This window comes from Bifidobacterium sp. LH_416 (assembly GCF_056357055.1).
The window spans coordinates 950,379-975,650 of sequence record NZ_JBKEVJ010000001.1 but is presented as its reverse complement, the minus strand read 5'-3'; the positions used below and the strand labels follow the sequence as shown (position 1 = coordinate 975,650).

The 25,272-nt window shown below is 56.2% G+C and carries 18 protein-coding genes and 1 tRNA gene; 7 read left to right on the top strand and 12 right to left on the bottom strand.

The window, feature by feature from the left end; translation table 11 throughout:
• Positions 1-57: 57 nt before the first annotated feature.
• Positions 58-2,220 (bottom strand): YhgE/Pip domain-containing protein, encoded by a 2,163-nt coding sequence (locus AC1AY0_RS04350; protein ID WP_101625968.1) that lies wholly within the window; start codon positions 2,218-2,220, stop codon positions 58-60.
• Positions 2,217-4,874: a YhgE/Pip family protein gene (locus tag AC1AY0_RS04345; protein WP_476522994.1), complete on the bottom strand. Its 2,658-nt coding sequence runs from the start codon at positions 4,872-4,874 to the stop codon at positions 2,217-2,219. Before AC1AY0_RS04345 ends, AC1AY0_RS04350 begins: the two co-directional genes overlap by 4 nt.
• A 95-nt stretch (positions 4,875-4,969) precedes the next feature.
• On the opposite strand from AC1AY0_RS04345, the gene AC1AY0_RS04340 reads away from it, so the two are divergent.
• Complete coding sequence (locus AC1AY0_RS04340) at positions 4,970-5,092, top strand: hypothetical protein (RefSeq protein ID WP_476525920.1); 123 nt, start codon at positions 4,970-4,972, stop codon at positions 5,090-5,092.
• A gap of 77 nt (positions 5,093-5,169) precedes the next feature.
• On the opposite strand, the gene AC1AY0_RS04335 is transcribed toward AC1AY0_RS04340, so the two are convergent.
• From AC1AY0_RS04335 to AC1AY0_RS04310, 6 genes are all read right to left on the bottom strand, one after another.
• Entirely contained in the window at positions 5,170-5,715 is a 546-nt protein-coding gene (locus tag AC1AY0_RS04335) for a hypothetical protein (protein ID WP_101625966.1), read from the bottom strand.
• Positions 5,716-5,842: 127 nt separating this feature from the next.
• Complete coding sequence (locus tag AC1AY0_RS04330; protein WP_101625965.1) at positions 5,843-7,477, bottom strand: beta strand repeat-containing protein; 1,635 nt, start codon at positions 7,475-7,477, stop codon at positions 5,843-5,845.
• Between the two features lie 487 nt (positions 7,478-7,964).
• Entirely contained in the window at positions 7,965-8,984 is a 1,020-nt protein-coding gene (locus tag AC1AY0_RS04325; protein WP_101625964.1) for a LacI family DNA-binding transcriptional regulator, read from the bottom strand.
• A gap of 10 nt (positions 8,985-8,994) precedes the next feature.
• A complete protein-coding gene (locus tag AC1AY0_RS04320) occupies positions 8,995-9,123 on the bottom strand; it encodes a hypothetical protein (RefSeq protein WP_476525919.1) in 129 nt (42 codons plus the stop codon).
• A gap of 83 nt (positions 9,124-9,206) precedes the next feature.
• Positions 9,207-10,481, bottom strand: a complete 1,275-nt coding sequence (locus AC1AY0_RS04315) for an oligosaccharide MFS transporter (protein WP_207553094.1) — start codon at positions 10,479-10,481, stop codon at positions 9,207-9,209.
• A 122-nt stretch (positions 10,482-10,603) separates the two neighbouring features.
• Positions 10,604-11,629 (bottom strand): glycoside hydrolase family 43 protein, encoded by a 1,026-nt coding sequence (locus tag AC1AY0_RS04310; protein WP_101625963.1) that lies wholly within the window; start codon positions 11,627-11,629, stop codon positions 10,604-10,606.
• 363 nt (positions 11,630-11,992) lie between these two features.
• Between AC1AY0_RS04310 and AC1AY0_RS04305 the strand changes: the two genes are divergently transcribed.
• From AC1AY0_RS04305 to AC1AY0_RS04290, 4 genes are all read left to right on the top strand, one after another.
• The gene (locus AC1AY0_RS04305) at positions 11,993-13,204 is read left to right on the top strand and encodes a putative ABC transporter permease (RefSeq protein WP_242689718.1); all 1,212 of its coding nucleotides are present in this window, start codon (positions 11,993-11,995) and stop codon (positions 13,202-13,204) included.
• Positions 13,205-13,477: 273 nt separating this feature from the next.
• Positions 13,478-14,932, top strand: coding sequence for an NADP-dependent phosphogluconate dehydrogenase (gene gndA, locus AC1AY0_RS04300; RefSeq protein WP_476525917.1), 1,455 nt, complete (start codon positions 13,478-13,480; stop codon positions 14,930-14,932).
• A 545-nt stretch (positions 14,933-15,477) separates the two neighbouring features.
• A complete protein-coding gene (locus AC1AY0_RS04295; protein ID WP_476522992.1) occupies positions 15,478-15,897 on the top strand; it encodes a hypothetical protein in 420 nt (139 codons plus the stop codon).
• 14 nt (positions 15,898-15,911) lie between these two features.
• Positions 15,912-17,279, top strand: a complete 1,368-nt coding sequence (locus AC1AY0_RS04290) for a hypothetical protein (protein WP_476522991.1) — start codon at positions 15,912-15,914, stop codon at positions 17,277-17,279.
• Between the two features lie 106 nt (positions 17,280-17,385).
• On the opposite strand, the gene pgl is transcribed toward AC1AY0_RS04290, so the two are convergent.
• The 3 genes from pgl to zwf form a co-directional block, all read right to left on the bottom strand.
• Positions 17,386-18,258: a 6-phosphogluconolactonase gene (gene pgl, locus AC1AY0_RS04285; protein ID WP_476522990.1), complete on the bottom strand. Its 873-nt coding sequence runs from the start codon at positions 18,256-18,258 to the stop codon at positions 17,386-17,388.
• A 135-nt stretch (positions 18,259-18,393) separates the two neighbouring features.
• Complete coding sequence (locus tag AC1AY0_RS04280) at positions 18,394-19,395, bottom strand: glucose-6-phosphate dehydrogenase assembly protein OpcA (RefSeq protein WP_476522989.1); 1,002 nt, start codon at positions 19,393-19,395, stop codon at positions 18,394-18,396.
• Positions 19,392-20,930, bottom strand: coding sequence for a glucose-6-phosphate dehydrogenase (zwf, locus tag AC1AY0_RS04275; protein WP_476522988.1), 1,539 nt, complete (start codon positions 20,928-20,930; stop codon positions 19,392-19,394). Before zwf ends, AC1AY0_RS04280 begins: the two co-directional genes overlap by 4 nt.
• Before the next feature lie 509 nt (positions 20,931-21,439).
• On the opposite strand from zwf, the gene AC1AY0_RS04270 reads away from it, so the two are divergent.
• Positions 21,440-23,224 carry a serine hydrolase gene (locus tag AC1AY0_RS04270; protein WP_476525916.1) on the top strand — a complete coding sequence of 595 codons (1,785 nt, stop codon included), beginning with the start codon at positions 21,440-21,442 and terminating at the stop codon, positions 23,222-23,224.
• A 167-nt stretch (positions 23,225-23,391) separates the two neighbouring features.
• On the opposite strand, the gene AC1AY0_RS04265 is transcribed toward AC1AY0_RS04270, so the two are convergent.
• Positions 23,392-23,464: transfer RNA gene (locus AC1AY0_RS04265), tRNA-Lys, on the bottom strand.
• A gap of 99 nt (positions 23,465-23,563) precedes the next feature.
• Here AC1AY0_RS04265 and AC1AY0_RS04260 point away from each other — a divergent pair.
• Positions 23,564-25,270: a C69 family dipeptidase gene (locus tag AC1AY0_RS04260; RefSeq protein ID WP_476522986.1), complete on the top strand. Its 1,707-nt coding sequence runs from the start codon at positions 23,564-23,566 to the stop codon at positions 25,268-25,270.
• Positions 25,271-25,272: the final 2 nt, after the last annotated feature.

Here is a 25,272-nt window from a genome sequence, read left to right as displayed (position 1 = left end):
CCAATGCGGCATTGCCGGATACGGTTTCCATCGCTTCTTCTTTCTCTGTGCCGAACATCAGCTGAGCACCTTGGTGCTTTCCACTTGAGCCACATACCATTGGTTGAACTTCACCAGCGGCTTGCGCAGCAGCAAGCCAAGCAGGAGCAGCGGTGGCACGAAGGCCAGCAGCATGCCGGCAGCCTTCCAATAATCCAGATCGTAAATACCGGCGATGGCTGCGCGCATCATCGTCACCACATGCGTCAGCGGCAAGAATGGACTCACCTTGGAAATAAAGTCCGGCAGCACCTGAACCGGGTAGGCTGCGTTCGCGCCAGAAATCTGCACGATAAGCATAAGCACGCCAATAGCCTTACCCACATTGCCGAAGCTCACCACCATCGTGTACGTGAAGAACGAGAACACCAGCGAACCCAGCCAGCCGGACAGCATAAACAGCAGCGGATGCACAGCTTGCACATGCAGGAACAGCAGATCGCCAGACAACGATACCGTAGCCTGCAGTAATGCAATCAATGCAAATATGCCGTAATGGCCAAGGAACAGTCGATGCGGGCGAGGATTGCCAAGTTCGCGGCGGGTTTTACGAGACACTGTGGTCTTCAACGTCACCACCATAAGCAATGCGCCCACCCAGAGCGGAATCAGCGTATAGAACGGCGCCATCGAAGAACCGAAGTTCGCCACCGGGAACACAGCCTTACGCTTCAACTGCACCGGAGCAGCCAGCGTACTGGCCAGCGTTTCCGGATCATTGCCGAGCACTTCCTTGACCATGCTCATATCGCCACTATTCAATGCGTCTGCAAGTTTGGTATTGAACGAAGTCAGCTCAGTCCCAGCCTTGCGCAGCTTGTCAGACACCTTATTCAGCGTCTCGCGAGCATCGGTCAGCATCGTGCTCGCATCACTGGAGGTATCTTCAACGTCGCCCAGCGTTGTTTTCAACTGAGCTGAGCTGGATTGCAGAATACTCGAAGCATCAGAAGCAGAGGAAGCCAACGATTCAATTTGCGGCTTCACATTCGTTGCAAAGTCTGACTTCACGCTGGCGATGCTGCTTTTCGCTTGATTTGCCAAATCCTTAATCTGCTGATGCTGATTCTGCACATCCGAGTTCTTCTGGCGAATATCATCAGCAGCTTTATTCAAAGCCTGCTGCAGCTTGGTTTGCCTAGCAATCGAACGATCCAGAGCCTTGACCACAGCCGCATTCTCTCCCACAATGCCGGCAATCGTATTGCGAATCGTGGTGTATTGCGCAATCTGATCGCCCACAGCACTGGCCTGTGCATCCAGTTCTTTGGCCACAGTAGTAGAGCCATTGTTGGCATCCTGATACAGGTTGTCAATCGAATCGGAAACCGCGCCAAAGCTGCTGGCGCTGGAATCCAAAGCCTTACCCATCGCATCAGTGGTGGTATTGAGAGCGCCAGCAACCTCGGTTATGCCCTGCTTAGCGCTTTTGAGATTCTTACTGGCGGTTGAAGCCGAACCGGAAGCCTGCTGAATAAGGCTGTTGGAAGTCTCCAGCAAGGTTTGCGCCGAATCAGTCAACGCACTGTACGTGCCGAGCATATCCGCCGTGCTATTGAGCTGCGTGGCAAAATTGGCCACATTCGTATTGAACGCAGTCAGTTGCTGCTTGGCTTCCGGCTTGTCGAGCTGATCGGCCAGCGAAGAAGCAATCTCAAGCCCTGCTGCCGTAATGGTTTTTGCGAACGTGGTGTTGATTTCCGCGGCCACCTCGTCCGTGCCCTCGTTGAGCAGATTCGGAGCGAGCGCGTTCTTCTTCTCATTGCGGTAGTAGGTCAGCTTGGCATGATTCATATCATCGGAGAAGAAAGTCATCATGTCTTTGCTGAAGGACTTCGGAATCACAATAGCTGCGTAATATTTGCCGGATTTCGCGCCATCCACAGCATCGTCCTTGGAAGTAATTGTCCAGTCGAGCTGACTGTTGGCACGCAACGCATTCACTACTTGATCGCCAACCGTAACCTTGACCGGAATCAAATCAGAGCGATAGCCTTCATCCACATTGGCCACGGCGAACTTCAGATTCGACATGTTGGAGAACGGATCCCAGCATGCAGCCACGTTAAACCAGGTGAACAGGCCGGGAATCATCACCAAGCCGATCACAATGATGATGGAGACCACATTGCTGGTCAGACGCTTCACGTCTCCAATAAACAGTTTCCAGATCGTGCTCATCGTGCGTGCTTGCCTTCCTTGGTTTGTCCAATGCCGTGAAGGTTCGGCAGATTGGCGATGGTGGCGTTCTTGGTGTTCAGGGATGAAATAGGCGGTATGCGCGTGGTTGGCGCGTCGCCTCCTGCGGCGGATTCTGCATGGCGGCCGTAGAGCATCGAGCGAATCGATTCGTCGGACAGATTACCGAGCTCGGTTTGGCGGCGAATCGAATCGCGCATGTATTCCACCACCATAAGGAAGCCGATAATGATCAGCACCCAAGCCAGCCAAGTGGCCATGACCACAATCTTCTCGCTGGTAGTGAGCGAGAAGACGATGATAAGAATCGCTGGCACAACGAATCCGGCGATAAGCGCGCCCAGCAGCAGCTTCGGGTACTGCTGAGTGAACTTAGCTGCACGACGTTCGATGGCATGCTTGTATTCAGTGCGATTGGCCAGTGCGGCAATCGCCTGGGTGACTCGGTATTCATTCGCTTCGATATGCACTGGTTCGCCGATAATCATGTCGCTTTCTTCGATTTCGCGGGCGAACAAACGGTTCAGATTGGCGAGCTTCGGGCGGGCCACCAAGCCGAGCAGGAAGGCGAGCACGGCGAAGATCAGCAGTTTGCCGATATAGCTGAACCATTGGCCGTCATAGAAGCCGCCAATAGTTTCACGCATTGCGTCAATGGAATAGGTGAACGGGAGCAGTGGATAGATCACGCGGAAGAACTTCGGCATCATCTCAATGGGGTAGAGGCCGGAAGCGCCTGGTACCTGCAAAATCACCATGGCCACGCATACGCCCTTGCCCACATGCATGAATGTGGTCGATAGCGCGAAGATGAACGACATGTACACCAGCGAGGTGATCCAACAGGTCAGCAGGAACACGGGGATGCTGGCGCATTGCATGCCGAGCACGAGGTCGCCGATGCCTGTCACCAGGCCTTGTGCGGAAGCCAGCGTGGCCAGCAGGAAGAATCGGCCCAAATAGCCTTGAGTGGGTGTGAGATTCTCAATGCCGTCGTTATCGGTTTCGAGCTTAGGAATCACCACCAGCACGAAGGCGCCCACCCACAGTGCCAGCGTGGTGAACAGTGGTGCCATGCCGGAACCATACGAAGCCACTGGGTAAATGGTCTTTTCGTTGATAACGGTGGGGGACATCATAAAATCAGCGATTTTGCTGGCGTCCAGCGAGCCGTCGCTGTCAATCAGGGAGCCGAGCGAGGTGGAAATGCTCATTGCCTTGATATCGGTGGCCAGTGTGCTGAGCTTATCCTGCACGGTAGCCAGTGCCTGATCGGTATCATCGAGCGCTGTTTTCGTGGAGGCCGCTGCCTTGTCTAACTGATCGAGAGCATCCTTGGATTGGCTGATCAGCGAATCCTGCGAAGTCAGATCATTCGAGAGCGTAGTGGCAGTGGAACTAATAGTGTTCAAGCCGGTGTTCAGCTGCGGCAATGCGCCAGAAACCAAGGTGCTGCGGGCATCATTGGTGGCCTGCAAGGTGGTTTGGGTTGCAGTGTTGAGATTATTGGCCAGACCGGCAGTATTCTGTGATGCGCTGCCGATGGTGTTGTTCAGGCTGCTCAGATTGCCGAGAGTGTTGGCGAGCTGACTGTTGCGTTTATCAAGCTTGTCGATTACGGATTTCAGCGGTTCCTGATCGGCGTTGGGCAGTTCTTTCAGGGTTGCCAGAATATCCGCATTGGCTTGATTGATATCTTCAGCGGTGTTCAGCATGCCGCCGACTTGCTGGTTCGCGGAATTTATGGCTCCGGTTATGGTGCCGATGTTCTGATTCGCTTGTGAAGCAGCTTGGCTGAGCAGGCTTGAGCCTTCGTCCAACGCGCCCGACGTGGATGTGACGAAATTATTCAAGCTGGTTTGTGTGGTGCCGATAAGCTTCGATGTGCCGGCTAATCCTTCGGCTGCATCAATGCCGAGCTTGCGAGCATCTTCTAATGCTTGGCGGGCAGTGCGCGTTTTCTCGGGAGCTTGATCGAGCTTATCTTGCAGTTTGCTGATGGAGTCGCGCGTGCGCTGCACATCGCTGGAAGCTTCGTTCAGCGTGGTTACTGTTTTGGCTTTGGCTTTATCTCCGGTGGCCAGAGCGGTATCGCCTGCCTTATTGATGACTTCGGTCAGAACTTTGGAAACAGTGGAAACAAAGGTGGAGTTCACCGTGCGATCCACGGTGGAAGCTCCCACATCGGTGACTTTTGGTGCGATGGCGCTGGCTTTTTCGTTGACGTAGTATTCCAGCGTTGGCTTGGATTCGCCGCCGGTTACGACTCCTGCCAGCGAATCGGAGAAGTCTTTGGGAATAACAATGGCTGCATATGCTTTGCCGGATTGCACCATATCCATGGCTTCGGCTTCAGTGACGAACGTCCAGCCGAGCTGGTCGTTGTTTTTCATCTGCTTGACGATTTGGCCGCCAAGGTTCTGCTTGCCGATCAGTGCGTTGTCGGTGCCGGCATCGTTATTGGCCACGGCAACGGTAATGCCTTTGGTGTTGCCGTATGGATTCCAAAAGCCCACGATGTTGTACCAGGAGTACAGCGGCGGGATGAATACCATGCCGACGAGAATCACCCACGAGGTCGGTACCTTCAACAGGCGCATGAAATCGCGCTTGAGGACCTTGAGAATGTTGCCCACTGAATACCCCCGGAGCTTGTTGCTTGCTGTAGTATCGCTACGTTTTCCGTAGCGATACGTTAACCGTAGCGCTACGCATAGAGTAGCGTAATACTGTGCCGGGAGATTTGTGGCTGAATATGGCAATGCCCAGCGTAATCGCACCGCATAATCGTGCGCCGCTGGGCATTGTGGCTAATTATTGGATTGAGGTGCTCGGACTGGTTGCACCCCTATAAAGGCTCCCCTTGTCAGGGGAGCTGGCGGCGAAGCCGACTGAGGGGTAGTCATGCGGGTTGACGCCTAACGAAGCCAATCAGCTTTCGATGGTGCCGGTGTCGGTACCATCGTTGCTCTGCTGGCTGGAGGAGCCGGTGGAGCCGGAAGAATTAGAAGAATCAGAGCCGGAGCTCGAGTTGCCGTCAGTGCTGCCGCCCTGGGACTGGCCGTTGGAGGAATCGGAGCTGCCCGGCATACCTCCCGGCATGCCACCCTGACCCTGAGACTGACCGCCCTGCATGCCGCCGCTAGGCATCTGCATCTGCTGGCTGGTGGAGGAACTGGAACCGCTGTGGGAGATAGCGCCATAAGCCAGGCCGCCGCCAAGTCCGCCGAGGATGCCGCAGCCCAAGCTGATGCCGATGATAATTGCTACAGCCTTACCGGTGATGGTCTTGGCTGCTGCGCCATTGCCAGCTCCAGGTGCTGCAAAGCGATTAGGTGCCGGAACTGCTGGGGCGATGTTCTGTGCGGTTGCAGGGGTGGTATTTTCCATGTGGTCATTGGTGGTGTTCGGAGCGAATGAAGTCGGGGTGGTGGTGTTCGGAGTGAACGGGGTGGGGTTGGTGTTGTTGCTGGTCATGATGAGTTCCTTTCAAAGCATGTGCGGTCTGTATTGCCGCGATTGATAGTGGGGATACGAATGGAAGCTAAGAGATGGGAGACGGGTGGAGTAGTGGTTTGGAGGATTGCTGGTGAGGTTTGCCGAATCACATGCTCCACGTGGTAGAGGTGCCGAATGCGCTGTCGAAATCAGAGCGGTCAATCAGATCGCTGTCCAGCTGAGTATCGTCACCGGTAGCGGAGTCGGGAAGTGTGGTGCTGTAGTCGCCGGTCACGGTCACGGTTATCGAACCAGTGCCCTTGACTACTGTTTTGCCGCCAGCCACGATGGTTACGGTATTGCCGTCCGAATCAACCACCGAACCGCCGTCGGCCACATTCAAGGCGGAAACCGTAGTGTCATCGGTTACCACCCAGGTCGAAGTGCCGTCCACATTCACGGTGATGGGAGCATCGGAAGTGGAGCTGCTGGTGGCGCTCGCGTTCTCGGTGATGCTGGCGTTACCGGTCCAAGTCGAGCCGTCGAGCAGGTTCAGCGTCACCGAAGAAATCGTGTCTGCGCTTACCGTGCCGTTCAATGTCTGATTGCGACCGGTGAACACTACCGTTGCTCCGTTCGAGCCAGCCGAACCCCAGTTATTCGAGTCGTTGCCGGCAGCGGTGATCAGCGCGGCCTTGGACGAATCGAAGTCAAGCGTGGTGTTGGACAGCACTACGTCGGCAGTGGTGTTCGTGAAGTAGAACATTGAGCCGGATTCGATGGCGGACTTCAGCGTGGAGTCAGCCGCCTGGAAGGTGGCGTGCTCGCCAGTGGTGGATTCGGCGTCGCCCGAAGTGGACTGGTAGATAATGACGCCATTGGCCACCGGATCGCTCGCGGTTTTGCCGGTTACGGTACTGGTCAAGGTGGAATCCTTAATCAGAATCGTATTCAAGCCTTCCATGCCGGCGATTTGCGAGCCGGAAGACGTTCCAGTCACATTGGATACCTGAACATCACCAGTGGAATACAGCAGCGGAGAGCCGGAGCCTGCAGTGCTGAGATTCGAGTCGGTGGCGGAAATGGAACCGCCGCCGCGATCAGTGGCAATGGTGGCGCTGTGGTCGCCCTTAGTGGTGGCGGTAATGGCGCTCGCCAGAATCGTGCCGCCATAGGTGGCATCGAGGGCGCGCGAGTTGTCGGAAGACGTGTTAATGGTTACGTTATTGGCCAGCACAGTGCCGGAATCGGTGGAGAAGATGCCATTCGAGCCGGAGCTGGTGGCGTTGATGGAGGAGTCGGAGATGATGGTTTTAGAGTCCTCGCCAACCGTGAGCGATACGGAGTTGGTGCCATAGAAGTTGTTGTTATCGGCATTATCCGAATCGCCAGACTTGTTGAGCGTGGCGTTGGTGAGCGTCAGTACGCCGCCGTTCTGCGCGAGCGCGGTGTTCTGATCGGAGTCGGTAGCCGAGGTAGTTTCGCCATCCGAAGTGACTTCTTCGCCGTCTGCGGTGAGCGCACCGGTGTAAGTGCCGGTGTAGTCGTAGCTCATGGTGTCCGCGCCGCCGCCTCCGGGCTGGCCCTGCAAGGTGGCGTTTGAGGAGGCGGAGGAGCTGCCCCAGCCAAGGCTTCCCGCAATAGCGGTACCCGCCATGCCATAGCCAAATCCGGTGACCAAAGAGATTGCAGCCGCAGCGGCAGCTGCTTTGCCAAGCGGCATATGCGCGAATTGACAGGCATTATGGCTGCCGTCGCCGGAAGTCGCCCGCCGCTTGCCGAACGAAGATGTGCTGGACATGATGGTTCCTTTCGCGAGACTGTTCGGTTGCATCCCGCGCTTGCGGTGGAGTGCAACCGAACATTGTTTGTCTGTGATGATTTAAGTACACAGCGAAAGGCCTAATGCGAGCTTGAGTGGCCGATAAGAGAGCCCGTAAATTGCGGAAATGATTTCTGGAAGCTTTTTGGACGTTTCCTGAAAGCGATGGGGTGGGGTGGTGGTTGTGGGATCGGCCTATCGGCCGATGCTATTTTCCCGCGGCCTGCGGCCGCTCTCCTACTCCCCCTCAGTCTCACTGCGTTCGACAGCTCCCCCGACAGGGGGAGCCAAGATGACGCGATTATGGTTCCCCTTGCCAGGGGAGCGTTGAATCCAGCATCTTGTGGAGCGCGCGTTTCCGGCTCCCCCTGTCGGGGGAGCTGTCAGCGAAGCTGACTGAGGGGGAGTAGGAGAGCAGCCAAAGGCTGCGGGAAAAATAGCATTGGCCGTCAGGCCAATTCCGTATTTACCGCGTGCTGTCGCGAACCACCAGTTCGGTGGGCAGCGTAACGCCGACAGGCTGTTCTCCATTAATAATGCGCATCAGCTGATCCACCAAGTGCTTGCCGATGGCCTGGAATGGCTGGCGAATTGTGGTCAGCGGTGGGTCGGCCAGCATGGCGGCTGAAGAATCATCGAAGCCGATGATTTGAATATCATCGGGAACCGAAAGACCGCGCGTGCGCAGTTCTTTAATAGCGCCGACTGCCATCGTATCGGAGGAAACAAATACGCCATCAATATCAGGGTCAGCATCAAGCAGCTGAGCCATCGCAACCTCGCCGCTGCTGGCGGAATAATCACCATGAGCAATGCGGCTGGCGGCATTGGAATCATCATCAAACGTAGCGACTGTATCAAGGAAACCGTGCATACGGTCACGAGTACCGCTCGGTCCTGCCGGGCCAGCAATCATAGCAATATGTTTGGCGCCGCACTCGTGCAGATATTCGCAGGCCTTGCGTGCGCCGCCGTAATCCTCGACGTGCACATAGCCAACCGGCAACGTTTCATCGGACGGCTGCTCAGCAATCACTGTAGGAATTCCAGCCTGAACCAAACCGTTTAGCATCTCACTGGAATCCTTATGCCACGCCACTTGAATCACACCGTCCACGTGACCGGCCTGCAGATAAGCCAGATTGCGCTTCGCTTCACTCTGATCATCAGTAGTCATCAAAATAAAGGAAACGCCGCGTTTGCCGAGCTCGTCTGCCACAGCTCGCAGTAAAGCAGCAAAATTCGGGTCTTCAAACAGCAGTTTTTGCGGCTCACCCAGCAGGAAAGCCACTGATCCTGCGCGCCCAGTAACCAGTGCGCGGGCGTGACTATTCGCCACATAGCCAGTCTGTTCGATGGCGGCTTTGATGTTTGCCGCAGCATCCTGGCTCACCCATTTGCGACCGTTGAGATAACGGGACACTGTGGCGCGGGAGACGCCGGCAATACGTGCAACGTCGTGGATGGTCGCTTTATGCTGGTTCACTCGAAACCTTTCATGCGGATTTTACTGGTGTAGACGGTCCGCGGAAGTGGAAGACGCTCTTATTGTAGCCGGTAGTCGTTGCCGCGCCGGCAATATCGGCATAAAGAATGGCCGCAATGCCAGTGGGCAATGCGGCCATTCGTACTTGGCTCCTTATGGAGTTGCGTTATGCGATTGCGCTCTTACTGACTGATATCAGTGGTCAGCGCAACGCTGGTTTCATCAGGCCTCGACCTGTGCAACCTTGCTGTCGGAGCGCATGAGCAGGGAGCCGCCGATCACGAACACTGCGATGAGCACAGCCAGCAGCAGGTAGGCGTGGTGGAAGCCGAGCTGGGTGTACATGTTGCCCATCACCAGCGAGAAGATGGTCAGACCGATTTGCTTGGCGGTGCCGAAGCCGTACATGTAGACCGTGGCGGACAGGCGCTTATCGAACACGCGAGTGATGTACTTCATCACGGACACCAGCATGAACGGCATTTCCAGAGCGGCGAGCAGACGCCAGAACACCAGCATCGGAATCGTGTTGATGAAGGCGCAGCCGAGCACGCGCACGAACAGGATGCCGCCGTAGATCAGCAGGCCAGTCTTAGCGCCGATCTTGTTGATCAGGGCCGGCATGAACAGCATGCAGATGGCTTCGAGCAGAATCTGGACGGAGACCACACGGCTGAAGAAGGTTGCGCCGGCAGTAGCGTCGGAGAAGAAGGAAGCGAAGTAGTTCGGGAACTGCTGATCGAACACGTCATACATGGTGGCAGAACCTATGATGAGCAGGCAGAAGCCCCAGAAGCTGCGGTTCTTGAAGATGGACATCCATTCTTCGCGGGAGATCGGCTCGTTGTCTTCGCCGTTGTTGGAATCCTCAGCCTGGACTGCGCCGGCCATGTGGTCTTCAGGAAGCTTGACGATGGAAATCAGCACGAGCAGAACAGCTGCGCAGAAGGTCATTGCCCAGAAGATGCTGCCGGTGTTCTTGGCCCACATAATGCCTCCCACGAAGGAAGCGGTAGCGCCGGCGAGGGAGCCGAACAGACGTGCGTGGCCATATTCGAAGTGGTAAGCGCGGGAGGAACGTTCGTTGTATGCCTCGATGACGCCAACGCCACCGTTCAGGCACAGGCTCAGGTAAGCGCCCATCACAATGGCGCCGAGAATCTGGTTAGCGCCGATCAGCGGCAGGAACACCCACTGGAACAGCGGGCCGAGGAAGAGGATGCAGCAGACAACGAAGATGAACAGACCCTTCTTCAAGCCGAGGCGATCCTGAATCGGTCCGAAGATTGGCTGCAGAATCAGTGCGCCGAACGACATGATGGAGAACACCAGGCCGGATGCGGTGGTATCCATGCCGGCCGGGCCTTTCAACCAGTACGGCAGGAAGGTGAAGATGAGCTGCCAGACGGCGAAGTAGAAGAAGTAGAGTCCGCCGAAGTTCCAGAAGATGCCGCGCTTCAGTGAGCTCAGCAGGGAGGTTGATTGTTCCTGTGCCATGATTATGACTCGTTTCTTAATGTGTAGTGATGTGTGGTGAGTGGTTGCGTAGCGTGAGGCTACGGATTATTGGAAGTTATTGGAAGTGTTGAGGTGTTGCAGTGCGGTACGGGAGAGTCTGATCAGAGCGTCTCGTCGATATCCAGATGACCGTCTGCCGGCAGCACATCCGTTGTGGCTGGGGTCCAGCGGGTGTCCATCTGCGGAGTGCCGAAGTTCGGAGTGCCGTCCTCGTTCCATGTGATTAAGCCCATGCGAGCGTGGCGGTTCGGATCGAACAGCGGGTCGCCCAAGATCTCCACGTAGTTGCGGCAGTGGTAGATGAGCACATCCTGGCCGTCTTCGGTGGTGGTGAAGGAGTTGTGGCCGGGGCCGAACTGGCGCACGGTTTCGTCGGATGTGAACACCGGTTCGGTGGACTTGGTCCAGCTGGCCGGATCGAGCAGATCGGCGTCCGCGTTGGCGGTGAGCATGCCCATTGCGTATTCGGGGCCGGTGCCGGAGGCGGAGAAGGTCACGAAGATCTTGTCGCCGTGCTTCAGGACCGCCGGGCCTTCTTCGACGATGAAACGAATCTTTTCCCAATCCAGTTCCGGCTTGCTGAGCATGGCCGGCTTGGTGGCCAGGGTCCACGGGTTTTCCATACGGGCGATGTACAGGTTGGAATGGCCTTCAATGTTGAGGTCCTGCTGAGCCCAGATGAGGTACTGCTGACCGTCAGTGTGCACGAAGGTGGTGGCGTCGAGGGCGAAGGTGTCCATGCCGGTGTCGACTTGGCCGCGCTCGGTCCAGGTGCCGGTGATGGGGTCGGCGTCGTCGCAGGTCAGGCAGAATACGCGGTGCTGGAAGGTGTCGGCAACCGGGTCGATTGCCGTGGTGTGTGCGGCGGCGAAGTAGATGACCCACTGGCCGTTCACGCGGTGGATTTCCGGAGCCCAGATGAGTTCACTCATCGCGCCGGTGCCGCTTTCATGCTTCTTCCAAATGGTGTGTTCTTCGGCCTGCTGCAAGTCGGAAAGGGTCTTGGAACGACGCAAGGTGATGCGATCGTATACCGGGTATGAGCCCGTGAATAGGTAACCATCGTCGGTGCGCAGCACGAATGGATCAGCGCGCTGCAGCACGATGGGATTCGGCAGTAATGCCATGGTGTCTCCTCGTTGATGTTGAGCAATGAACATCGTTGTGTCGGTGTGCACGGCGTTGCTTTGGTTTGCGACTTCTTGGTCGGCAGTCGTCTACAGCTGACCAAACCTGAAACAGCACTGTGCACGTTTCCAGTCACTAAATATACGCTAATAAAGATGATTTGCAAGTTCTTTGGTATTGCAACGATTGTGAGAGACTGGAAATACTGGAAACGTGCACAGTCATACGGCGTGTCGCCGAACCCCTGATAGCGTGGACGTATGACGCATGACAAAGAATCAGCGAGCACATCTGAGACCTCCGAGACTGCTGAGGTTACTGAGACTGCCGCATCTGCCGCGAATGCCGCAGCTCAATCGGCCATGGTGGCCGATTTGGTGGCAGACGAACTTGACGGTGCAGGTATGGATCTCGACGCCAAGCGACTACCGTTGCTCGCCCGCATCTATGGTGTGCTGATTCTGCTTGATAGTCTTGCTGTGCTGCCGTTTACGGTATTCGCCAGCATCTACAGCGTGCGCGAGATTCTTGCCGGACGAGTGCATGTCGACGCTATGAGTCTGACATTCATTCTCTCTGCAGCGCATGCGTTGGTGCTGATCGTCAATGCAGCTTGCCTCATCATCTTTGGTGTGCTGTTATTGCGTAATCGACGTCGATATGCTGCACGATGGGCGTACGTGCTGATGCCGCTTACCTTGGCGGAAGGCATGCTGTCGCTGGCATTGCAGGGCTTCGGCTGGAATCTGGTTTTGCCGGCAATCCAGATGGTCATTCTTGTGGTGATTTCCGCTACCGCAGACCCCTCCCTGCGTGAAGAACGCCGATTGCAGCGTGCGCTGAAGCGCATGGATGATCGCGATGAATATGATTCCGCAGTCGCAGCCGGCATGCTGGGCCGCGACCAGTCCGGCAAGGGCTACATTGCACTGGACTTCTTCAATATCTTCTGGCTGTTCACCATTGCCTCAGTGGGCGGATTGATTGTCGAAACCATCTATCATTTCGCGCTGTATCACGGTGAATTACAGGATCGCGCTGGGCTGCTGTGGGGCCCGTTCTCGCCAATTTATGGCTGCGGTGCCGTACTGGTCACCGTTTTCTTGAATCGCCTATGGAAAGCCAACGCGGGCTTGATTTTCTGCGCATCGGCCATCATCGGCGGCACCTTCGAGTACTGCACCAGCTGGTTCATGGAAGTCGCGTTCGGTATTACCGCATGGGATTACACCGGCCAATGGCTCTCCATCGATGGCCGAACCTCCGGCAAATACATGTTTTTCTGGGGCATCATCGGCCTAGTCTGGGTGCGCTGGCTACTGCCGCGCATGCTGGCACTCATCAATCGCATCCCCTGGAAAGTGCGCTATTCGCTGACCACCATATGCGCAGTACTGATGATTATCGACATCGCATTCACGCTCATGGCGCTCGACTGCTGGTATGGCAGGCTCGCCGGCCAGCCACAAACCTCACCCGCCGCCATGTGGTTCGGCGAGCACTACAACAACGACTACATGGCCGCCCGCTTCCAAACCATGACCATAGACCCCACCAAAGCCGGTCGTATGTAGGTTTTAAAAGGGCTACTGCCGACTGCAAACAGAACTTTGACTACAAAGTAAGTGGATGCTGGGATGTGCAATGTCAGACCGTAGGCTTGGCCGAACGGCCTTGAGTGTGTCGGACATTGCACATCCCAGCATCCACGACCTTGCCGCAACAGATAGATCTTCAGACCATCAGTACGCGAAGAGCGTAAGACTGACCGTGCGTGACTCCGGGGTCAAGGATAGACTTGGGTTCCGGAAGAATCGTTCCTAAATATTGCAGGAAAGGCAAGGCAGATGGCCGAAGCTACAGCAAACATTGGTGTTATTGGACTGGCCGCAATGGGTTCCAATCTGGCGCGTAACCTGGCGCACCACGGTAATACGGTTGCCCTGTTCAATCGTCACTATTCTCGTACCGAAAAGCTGATCAACGAGCACGGCACTGAGGGCAACTTCGTGCCGGCCAAGACGCTGGAAGAGTTCGCGGCATCGCTGAAGCGTCCGCGCACCGCCATCATCATGGTCAAGGCTGGCGCTCCGACTGACGCTGTGATCGAGCAGCTTGAAGAGGTATTCGAGCCGGGCGACATCATTGTGGACGGCGGCAACTCCTTCTTCAAGGACACCATCAAGCGCGAGAAGGAAGTTCGCGCCAAGGGCTTCCACTTCGTGGGCTGCGGCGTGTCCGGTGGCGAGGAAGGCGCGCTGAACGGCCCGTCTCTGATGCCGGGTGGCACTGCGGAATCCTGGAAGACGCTGGGCCCGATTCTTGAGTCCATTGCCGCTAAGGTCAATGGTGAGCCGTGCGTGACTCATATTGGTACCGATGGTGCTGGCCACTTCGTCAAGATGGTGCACAACGGCATTGAGTATGCCGATATGCAGGTGATTGGCGAGGCTTACGATATTCTGCGCCGCGGCCTGGGCATGGATGCCGAGGAGATTGGCGACGTGTTCGAGGAGTGGAACAAGGGCGACCTTGACTCCTACCTGATTGAGATTACCGCCGAGATTCTGCACCACAAGGATGCCGAGACCGGCAAGCCGTTTGTGGACGTGGTCGTCGATCACGCTGGCATGAAGGGCACTGGTACGTGGACTGTCCAGACCGGCTTGGAGTTTGGTTCTCCGGTGGCTGCCATTGGTGAGGCTGTGTTCGCCCGTGCGTTGTCTTCTCATGGTGAGCTGCGTGAGGCCGCTCAGCAGGAAGGCCTGGCTGGCCCGAACAAGACGATTGATCTGGCTTGCGAAGATAAGGCTGCATTCGTGGAGGACGTGCGCAAGGCGCTGTTCGCTTCCAAGGTGGTGGCTTACGCTCAGGGTCTGAACGAAATTCAGGATGGTGCTAAGGAATACGGCTGGGATATCAACCTGTCTGAGGTTGCTCGCATTTGGCGTGGCGGCTGCATTATTCGCGCGCAGTTCCTGCTCGACCGCATCACCGAGGCCTTCAAGGGTGACAACCCGCCGGCTTCCCTGCTGTTCGATCCGTACTTTGAGAAGATTATCGGCGAATCCCAGGATGCATGGCGTCGCGTGATTGTTCGCGCTATCGAAGCCGGCATCCCGACTCCGGTGTTCTCCAGCTCCCTGGCCTACTACGATGGCCTGCGCTCCAAGCGTCTGCCCACCGCTCTGACCCAGTCGCAGCGCGACCTCTTCGGCGCCCACACCTACGGCCGCGTAGACAAGCCCGGTGTGTTCCACACGTTATGGGCTGAAGAAGGCAAGCCTGAGATTGAGGAGTAATACTCCTCAATCTCAGGCTTAGGAGAGCCCAGTGGGCTCTCCGGCCTTCTTCAGGCTTGACGATAGTCAAGCAGAGAAATAGGCAGCCTGAAATCGAGGGATAGCCGCCTTCCCCTGGCGGTTATCCCTGCAAAACGGATGATTCATGGCTCAACACATTGTCCCGGTACGCGCGTTAATCGTTTGATTCGCATACCGGGACATTCTTTTGTGTCCCGGTACGAGATTTCAACCGATTTCTGCGTACCGGGACAAATTATCCGCTTACATCGCCATCGCGCAGAATGCACAATGGTGGAATTCTGCGGTTTTTGATTTACGCTCCGTGCTGGTGCGCACTGAAATCTGCCACGGTTCCCGAAAAAAGCCCAAAAAGCGCAACCGGGACAGTGAAATCTGCCACGGTTCTTCTATAAGCCGGTTATTCGTCTACCGGGACAGGTTTTGAACGTAGCGCAGGGCCTTCTGCATTACTCATGATGCAATACGCGTCAGGAGAGAGTCTTGTAGAATGTTGAGACAGAGATGAGTGAGGAGGGCCATCGATGGCGAAGAAACTTCCGGCCTCGGGTGCGAAGGCGACACTTGGTACTATGGCGGTGGGCTTTATGACCGCGTGCCTTGCGAATCCCGAGATGCTGGACAAGCTTGTTACCTCGCTCCAGCATCTGCACTTTTCCGAACGATTGATTGCATTAATTGAAAAAATGCACACGTCCAAAGGCCAAGAGCCTCTCGCCGTGATCCAGACGCGCTGTGACGCCATGCAGGAACTTATTAACACCCGTGCGGCGGAGCTGGCTGATGATGCGCCTATCGAAGCGTGGCATGCCGAGCTGAATAAAATCCAGCGTGGCGTTGAAATGCTTCAGAAGGATCCTGTCCAGGACCGCAAGAAAATCAAGGCTTTGCAACAGCGTTCCAAGAAGCTCTGGGATAGTGCTTTCCGTGCTGCGGCGGAATAACGAAACGAGGCATCATGGACGAGGAACTTCCCCAAGGTTCCGGCGATGACGCGCAGGTCTTACGTGTTATCGAAGACGAGCAAGGTCTGCTGATTCTCGGCGAGAATAAGCAGATTGATTCATGGCTGGCTAGCGTAGGCATCGACGCCACGAATACGCGAGAACTCAAGAAGCAGTCATTGCAAAAGGCGAGTCACGCCGCGCAGGCGCTTGGTGAAGCGATGGCCAGCGATGGCCGCTGGGTGAAGATGACGGAGGAATCCGCCAAACTCGTCAAGCAATATGGCTCCAACGGTACGGGCGTGGTACGCAACAAAGGTAGGATTGTGGCGTACCTCAAGTTTGAGAATCTTTCGCAACTTAAGTCGTTGGCCAATCCTCAGATGGTGACCGGTGCCGCTGGCATTATGGCGCAAATGGCACTTGAGCAGGCAGCGGAAGAGATTACGGATTATCTCAAAGCCATCGATAAGAAGGTCGATGCTCTGATACAGGACCAGAAAGATCAGATTGGCTCAGGACTGGAGGGGGACGCTGACCTTATTGAAGAGACTCTGGAGATCCGCGGGAAAGTCGGTTTGATCACAGAAACAACATGGTCAAAACTCGCTAATTGTCCGAGAGGCCTTGCGACTGCGCAAAGTTATGCGTTGCGGAAGCTTGAGAATATCGCCAATGAACTTCATGAGGCTTCAGGCGTGGCGGATGTGAGGGATGTTGCACAAAGGTTACATAAGGACGCTGCGGATTGGCTTGGCTTCCTCGCAGTCACTATCCAGCTGCAGGACAAGGTGTCGGTCTTGGAATTGGAGCGTGTGCTGATAGAGCGGCCAGATACGGTGGAACAATACCGGCAAGGCTTGCAGGCAGCCCGGCGTCGGCGATTGCATAATGTTGAAAACAGACTGATTCAGCTGAATGATAGTATTGCCGAATCGGCGGAACTCGTACGACAGCAGAAATTGCTCCATCCATTTGCTGTGGATGATGCTTTGCGCCATCTCGATGCCGCTCATGCCCAATTATCGCAATTCGCGCTTGCCGTTGGTGTGGAGGCGGACCGTGTGGCTATTGTGATGGCTCCACGATGGCATGAGGCCGCCGGCAAGCTTATTGCTGACGGTGCCGGTAGCGTGGCGGCGAATGCCAAACAACTTGGCACCGATGTGGTCGCGGTAAGCAATAAGGCCGGCAAGGCAATAGCATCAGGGGCTAAGCAGATTGGTCAGGAAGCAAAGCTGCTGCGCAACACTATGGTTCATGCTGAGGGGGAGAGCGCTCAAGGTGAGCAGACATCAACAGAACCGGGATTAACGCAACCTGAGGTGTCAACGCAACAGGGTGATATGTCGAAGAAACTCGGTGATTTGTTCCGCCGCTGATAATTAATGCTGCAATGCTATCAGCGACGGTAGCATGCCTGACATCGACGTGGCTTCTCCGGACATTATTCTAGGGAAGCCATGGAGGTGGTTGCGAGTAGTCGGACTACAGCTTGGTTACGGTTTCTTCGGTGGAGAACCAGGTGAATTCGTCTACTCCGCCAGCGAAGGAGGACGGGTATTCGGGGTCGCCGGTGAATCCGTCGCCGTTGGTTTGAGCAGCGAACACGTGTGCCAAAACGTCGGCCTTGCCGGCGCCGGCTGCGAAGAACCAGGTATGGCGTGAACGGGCGATAAGCGGCGCAGTCAGCGAGATGCGCAATGGAGGCATCTTGGGTGAGTGGTTCACGCCAACAGTGAGTCGGTCGGTGACTTCCACTTCATGATGACCGGAGGAAGCCGGGAACAGTGACGCATAATGGCCATCCGGTCCCATGCCCAGAATCATCAGATCGAACACCGGCTCCGGGCCCATTTCATGAATCAGCTCATTTTCGTATTCACGTGCAGCAGCATCCAGCAGGGTTGCGTTATCGGTGTCGGCTGCGTCGCGTACGGAATCATCGTCGCTATCTGCGTTAGCCATGGTGGAGGCAATTTCATCTGCAGAACGGGTGTCGGCAGGCATCTCATGGATATTCGTTTCCGGCAGCTTGCCCTCAGCGACGAGTTGGTCAAGCAGGAGACGGCGAGCCTCAAGTGCGTTGCGATCGGTGTCGTAGGCTGGTACGAAACGCTCGTCGCTGAACCAGAAATGCACGCGATTCCAGTCAATTGCCTCAGCCAGCGGATTGGACAGCACCAATCCCAGAGGCTGCGCAGCTGAACCGCCAGATAATGCTACGTCCACGCGCGAGCGATGCTCGCCGGAAGGCAGGCGTTCGGCGAGCAAATCCAGCAACGTGAGTACCAGTCGCTGTGCGCCGGCTTGGAGCATCAGATCTTTATTGGGGTAAACGATGAGTGTGCGATTGGCCATAAGTATTCCCTTGGTATAGCAATGGCTCCCCTCAGTCTCACTGCGTTCAACAGCTCCCCTCAGAGAGGGGAGCCAGAGAAAGCGTTGCCGAGGAAGACTCGTTTCCTCCCTGAGGGGAGCCGTGATGGAGCCGCTTTAGTGACGGATCAAATCCCAGCCTTCGTTGATGACTTCGGCGTACACCTCATCGGGGTCGATGCGGCGCAATTCCTCGGTCAAGCAGTCCTCAATCGTGCGGACCGGCACGGAAATCGTTTGCGGAGCCTGACCAGGCATGGAAATCAAGGCCTGATCTTCATGCGGACGCTCCAAAGACACCACGCCATCCGCGCGAGTCAGATACACGCCGGTCACGGCCTCAGCATTAGCCGTATACTCTACGTCCACCTGCACGCCGAGCTTCAAGCGCAGCCATGCACACAGCAAATCCATCGGCAGGAATTCCTGCGGGCCAGTGACCTTTACGGCGGTAATCGGCAGATGCGGCGGCTGATCGAGCATGGAGGCCAGCATGGCACGCCACACAGTCAGACGGGTCCACGACAAATCAATGTCTTCCGGTGTCCAGTTGCGGCGCAGGCGCTCAATCGTGGCTTCCGGATTGTTGGAACGCAGCGCATCGGTAATGCGGCTGCGGGCCATCGCGCCCATCAAATCCTTGGACGGATTGGACGGAGGATTCGTCGGCCACCATGCCACCACCGGCACATCGGGCACCAGCAGCGGAATCACCAACGTATCCGGGTGGTTAATCAGGCCACCGCGCGGGCGCAGAATGATGATTTCACCAGCGCCAGCATCCGCACCAAAGCGCACCTGGGCATTCAGGTTCGACTCCGCCGGGCCGTCAGTCAAATCAACAGCCGGATTGTCGGTTTTCTCCATTGCCTGAGCGCCGTCAGAGGCAGAAGCCTCGTCCGTTGCGTAATGAGTGTCCGGAACAATCGCAATCACACGGCAAGGATGCTCGCGGCTGGCGGCATTGGCGACTTCCAGTGCATGCTCGAGCTCGTTATCGTCCGCAGAAATCAGCAACGTCAGCACACGACCGGTGGCCGATTCGCCACGCTCCTCGTGCAGTTGCTCGATTTTATGCGCGATTTCACGTGTACGCGTATTCGGCAAATCGATGATCATGGCATCCTCCAGTGGCGGCCTTCGCGCGCCAGCATTTCGTCGGCCTCAGCCGGACCCCACGTGCCTGCACGGTAAGGCTGCGGCTGGCCGAGCGTGGACCAGAATTCTTCAATCGGATCGAGGATTTCCCAGCTCAGGTTCACCTCTTCGGTGGTCGGGAACAGCGGCGGATCACCGAGCAGCACATCCAGAATCAGCCTCTCATAGGCTTCCGGAGAGTTCTCGGTGAAGGAGCGGCCGTAGCTGAAGTCCATGTTTACGTCACGGACCTCCATCGTGGTGCCGCCCGGCACCTTGGCGCCGAAGCGCATGGTCACGCCCTCATCTGGCTGTACACGAATCACAATGGCGTTCTTGCCAAGTTCGCGCACGGCGGTCTGCTCGAACGGCAGATGTGGCGCGCGCTTGAACACCACGGCGATTTCGGTCACGCGCTTGCCCAAGCGCTTGCCGCAGCGCAGGTAGAACGGTACGCCAGCCCAACGGCGGGTATCGATATCAAGCTGGATTGCAGCGTAGGTTTCCGTGGTGGAAGCCGGGTCGATGCCCTTCTCCTCCAAATAGCCGACGACCTCGTGCGAGCCCTGCCAGCCGCGAGCATACTGGCCGCGAGCGGTGGTAAGGCTGAGGTCCTTCGGCAGACGCACGGCGGAGAGCACCTTGGTTTTTTCGGCAGTCAGATCCTTGGCGGTGAAGCTCACCGGCTCCTCCATGGCGGTCAGTGCCATGAGCTGCAGCAGGTGGTTCTGAATCACATCGCGTGCAGCGCCGATGCCGTCATAGTAGCCGGCGCGGCCGCCGATGCCGATATCCTCAGCCATCGTGATCTGCACGTGATCCACGTAGTTCGCATTCCAAATCGGCTCGTACATGGCGTTGGCAAAGCGCAGGGCCAGCAGGTTCTGCACGGTTTCCTTGCCGAGATAGTGGTCGATACGGAACACGGAGCTCGGGTCGAACACCTCGGACACCACATGGTCCAGTTCCTTGGCGCTGGCCAGATCGTGGCCGAACGGCTTCTCGATGATCACGCGGCGCCAAGCACCCTCAGAAGAGCGAGATAGACCGGACGCGGCCAGCTGCTTAGCCACGATCGGGAATGCGCGCGGCGGCACGGACATGTAGAACGCATGATTGCCGCGCGTACCACGGTCGCGGTCAAGCTCCTGCACGGTGGCGCTCAGGCGTTCGAATGCCTCCGGGTCATCGAAGGTGCCGCGCACGAAGCGGATGCCGGCGGCCAGGTTCTTCCACGTCGACTCCTTGAACGGCGTACGGCAGTGGGCTTGAACGGCGGCCTTGACGAATTCAATGAAATGCTCTTGCGTCCAGTCGCGGCGGGCGAAGCCGGTCAGGCCAAAGCTCGGTGGCAACAGGCCACGGTTTGCCAGATCGTAGACGGCTGGCAGCAGCTTCTTCTGCGCCAAGTCGCCGGTAACGCCGAAAATCACCAGGCTGCAGGGGCCGGCGATGCGAGGCAGGCGCAAGTCGCGCGAATCGCGCAACGGATTGCTCCAGTTGGAAAGTTCACTCATACTCCCTAAGCGTAGACCTCGCCGGGCATGTATCGCTAGAAGCGATACTAAAAATGCTGTGATGTGCAGCACCTTTGATTCGCAATAGTACTCAATCGCAACAGTGATCTGCGATTGAGAGCAATTGCAATATGTTTATGTTGAAAAACAAGGGAATAGTTAGCTGAATATCACCTGAACGTTGTCAGTACGCTGGCGGCAATATTGGCGGATTGCTGCGCGTTTCACAATGATAATCCATACGTTTGCGGTTTTTATCCATAAAGACTATGAAATAGTCATGTCATAGTGTTGGAGAAAAATAATGTCCATCATTTGATTGAAAAATACCAGCTAGCGATTTATGAAGTACCCGCATGCCTAAAACACCACCTTCTTTTCCACCGTCTCACCATGCCTCTCAGCACAATGCAGAAAATGCATCAATACAGACTGAGCGCAAACACCACATGGCTGAGCCATCTATGCAAGCAGGTGGAAAGCAGCGTAAACAGCAAACGCAAAGAACTGTGGCGTCAACCTTGCGGCCGGTATGGAAAGCTCTGCGTGCTGTGCCTAAAGTGCTTCACAATCTCAGCGCCAACGATTACGGCAAGCACACTCCCACCAAACGTCGCTTTGGCAAAGTTACCGTGCTTTCCGGTGGTGTGTATACCCGTCGCCGCATTGTAGTGGTGTGCTTTGGCGCGGTTCTGCTGGTTGAACTGTTCCAACTGTTCTGGCCGTCCGATCGGTTCTATCCATTGGCTACGCTTGACGGTTATGCAGTAGGCGGGCAAAGCGCTCAACAGGCGGCAAGCAAGCTGAATGCCGCAGTGGCACAGCGCGACGTTACGCTTACCGATACCACAACCTCAACCAAAGTGACGCTTACGGCCAAGCAGGCTGGCATTACGGTTGACTACACCGCGCGCGCAAAAGAAGCTGCCAGCCACTCCTTTGCCGAGCGCATTATTCCGTTCTCCTGGCTGTTCGTACACAACACTTCTTCTGATTCGTTGCCAGACGCATTGGGCTCGTCCAAGCAGCAAACGCAATCCGATGCGCGCAATGCTGCCGTGCGCGCAGTAGACGGTACGCTGCAAACCGTGGATGCCCGAGTTGGTTACGCCTTCAATGCCACTGATATTTTTAGGGCCGCTGATTACACTCGTTCTTCCAGCGCAAAGGGCGATTTGGTTACCGCCACGCTTGAGATGAACGTCACCCAGCCAACAGCGGTGAACGATACCGCACAGCAGATGCTGAACACCATTAATCAGGCTTTGGGCGATGGGGTTACGTTCACGTATGGCGACGGCAGTTGGACGATTTCCGCCAGCGATATTATTCCGACGATTAGCACAACCGTCAATGCGGACGACAACACCAAACTGGACGTCACTATCGGCAGCGTCAAGCTGATGAATCGACTGAAATCGCAGGGTATTGCATTGCAGGCTGCGCAAAAAGCCGCCGATGCCAATGTGGTGGCCGCACTGTTCGCGGTCAAGGGCCGTGCGTCTCGTGCGATTGATGCGACTACTACTGCGAATGCGGTGGCTGCCATGCTCGCCAGCGGGCAGAATTCTCCGGTTGCTATCACGATGAATCAGGTGGATAACCTCGAGCTATATGACGGGCTACCCACCACTGGAAGCACGGAAGATAAGCTCAAGCAGCTGTTCGGCGACGCCACATATTCTGTTGCTGTTTATGATTTGAAAACCGGTGAATCCAAGCTGCAGATCAATGCGGATACGGTAACCACTTCGGCGAGTGCATACAAGCTGTTCGTGGCGTATTCGATGATTCATGCTGTGGAAACCGGTCAGCTGACGTGGGATAGTTCGCTTAACGGCATGACGTTGAGTTCCTGCATGGCTACCATGATCGTGAACTCTGACAATGATTGCCCTGAAGCGTGGCTGAGCCGTTATGGATTCGACGCGGTGACGCAGCAGGCTCATGAAATCGGCGCGAACAACACCAACTTTGCAGTCGGCGATATGCGTACCACTGCAAATGATTTGGCTACTGTGCTTAAGGGCTTCTACAACAATACGATTGCTAACACAGATTCCACGGATCGTTTGTTCCAGCTCATGGAAACGCAGGTGTATCGCGACGGTATTCCTACTGGCATCGGCTCCGATGGTGTTGTGCAAGATAAGGTCGGTTTCTTGGATGGGCTATTGCATGACGCGGCTATTGTGCGATGTGATAAAGGCGACTATGCGATGGTGATTATGACCGACGGATCAAGTTGGTACAAGATTGCGCAAGCCAGCCTGCTGATTTACGAAGATCTGTAAGTAAGCAAAAACCCTGTGCGGTATTAGCGATTCGTTATTCTCGGCTCCCCTTGTCAGGGGAGCTGGCGGCGAAGCCGACTGAGGGGTAGTCATACGAAGGCCAGCGACCACCGATTGGCAGGTATGCAAAAAACCTTGGAATCATTGAGATTCCAAGGTTTTATTTGTGCCCCCCGTGGGATTCGAACCCACAACCCACGACTTAAAAGGACGCTGCTCTAACCGTTGAGCTAGAGGGGCAACGTTTCTAAGATACACGCGAATGTCGGACAATGCATAATCGGCGTTGCGCACAATCGATTTTGAAACCGACTAGTCCGGCTCCTAGAGTGGGGCACCATGTCATGCACCACGATTCTCATCGGAAAGAACGCAAGTTACGACGGCTCGACCATCATCGCCCGAGATGATGACTCAGGTTCCGGTCGTTATGATCCCAAGCATCTCGTGGTGGTAATGCCCGAAGATCAGCCAAGGCATTACCGCAGTGTGTTGAGCCACGTGGAAATCGAACTTCCAGACAATCCTTGCCGCTACACCATCGCTCCTAATGTGCTGCATAACCGCGGCGTGCTCGCTGAGGCCGGCGCCAATGAGCACAATGTGGCGATGAGCGCCACCGAAACCATCTCCGTTAACGAGCGCGTGCTCGCCGCCGACCCGATGGTCGAATTCAGGCCAGCTGTGGGTGAGCCGGACGAGGAAGGCTATCAGCCTGAACAGCCGGGCGGCATCGGCGAGGAAGACATCATCACACTCGTGCTGCCGTATGTCACTACCGCGCGCGAAGGCGTCGCGCGGCTCGGCAAGCTGCTCGAAACCTATGGCACTTACGAGTCAAACGGTGTGATTATTTCCGATGTGGACGAAATCTGGTATGTGGAAACCATTGGTGGCCACCATTGGATTGCGCGCCGCGTGCCAGATGATTGCTATGCCACGATTCCCAACCAGCTTGGCATCGATGATTTCAATCTTGCTGATGCGTTCGGCCGCCAGCGCGAATATCTGTGCAGCGCTGATTTGCGTGAATTCATCGCCGAATATCATCTTGACCGCACCATGGGTGCGCCGGTTGCTGCTGGTGGGCGTCATGCTCATGGCTCATCCAGTTCCAGCGCTCGTACCGGCTCCCATGCACGCCGTGCTGCCGCCGCTACTGTTGCTGCGGGTTCCGATGCTGCGGCTTCGAATCGCGCTGCAGTCATTGCTGCACGTGCAGCCGCTTTGCCGAACCGTTTCAATCCTCGCAAGGTGTTCGGCAACACCACGCCTAAGGATCACATCTATAACACGCCTCGCGCTTGGTATATGCAGCGGTATCTGAACCCCAGTGAGGATTGGGATTCTCCGGCTGCCCGCTATACGCCGGAATCAGACGATATTCCATGGTGCCGTGTGCCGGAAAACAAGGTGAGCTTGGAGGATGTGGATTTCCTGCTTTCCAGCCACTTTGAGGGCACGCCATATGATCCGTATGGCACTAAGGGCACTCCGGAATCGCGCCACCGGTACCGTCCGATTGGCGTGAACCGTACCGGGCATATGGTGGCGATTCAGCTGCGCCCGTATGCGGCGGCTGTCAATCGCGCGGTGCTGTGGGTTTCCTTCGGCTCCGGTCCCTTTACTACTATTGCGCCGTTCTATGCGAACGTGAACGATACGCCGGCCTACCTGAGGGACACTACACCGGAAGTTTCTACGGATAACCTGTATTGGACGAATCGACTGATTGCCGTAGTGGCGGATGCACATTGGTTTGAAACGCATAGTGCTATCGAAGGGTACGCGGAAGGCGTGCGTGCATTCGGCCACCGGTTAGTTGATCAAACTGATATTCAGATTGAGGAGATGGCTGCTGAGGCTGTGGATGCCGTGGATGTTGCTGAGGCGGCGCAGCCTGCACAGCGCGCACTGGAGCAGTCGAATCAGCAGATGGCCGACTATCTGCGAGAACACACCACCAAACTGCTCAATACTGTGGTCTACACGGCCAGCAACCTGATGCACAACAGTTTCGCCATGTCCGATCGCTGGACGGACTGAAT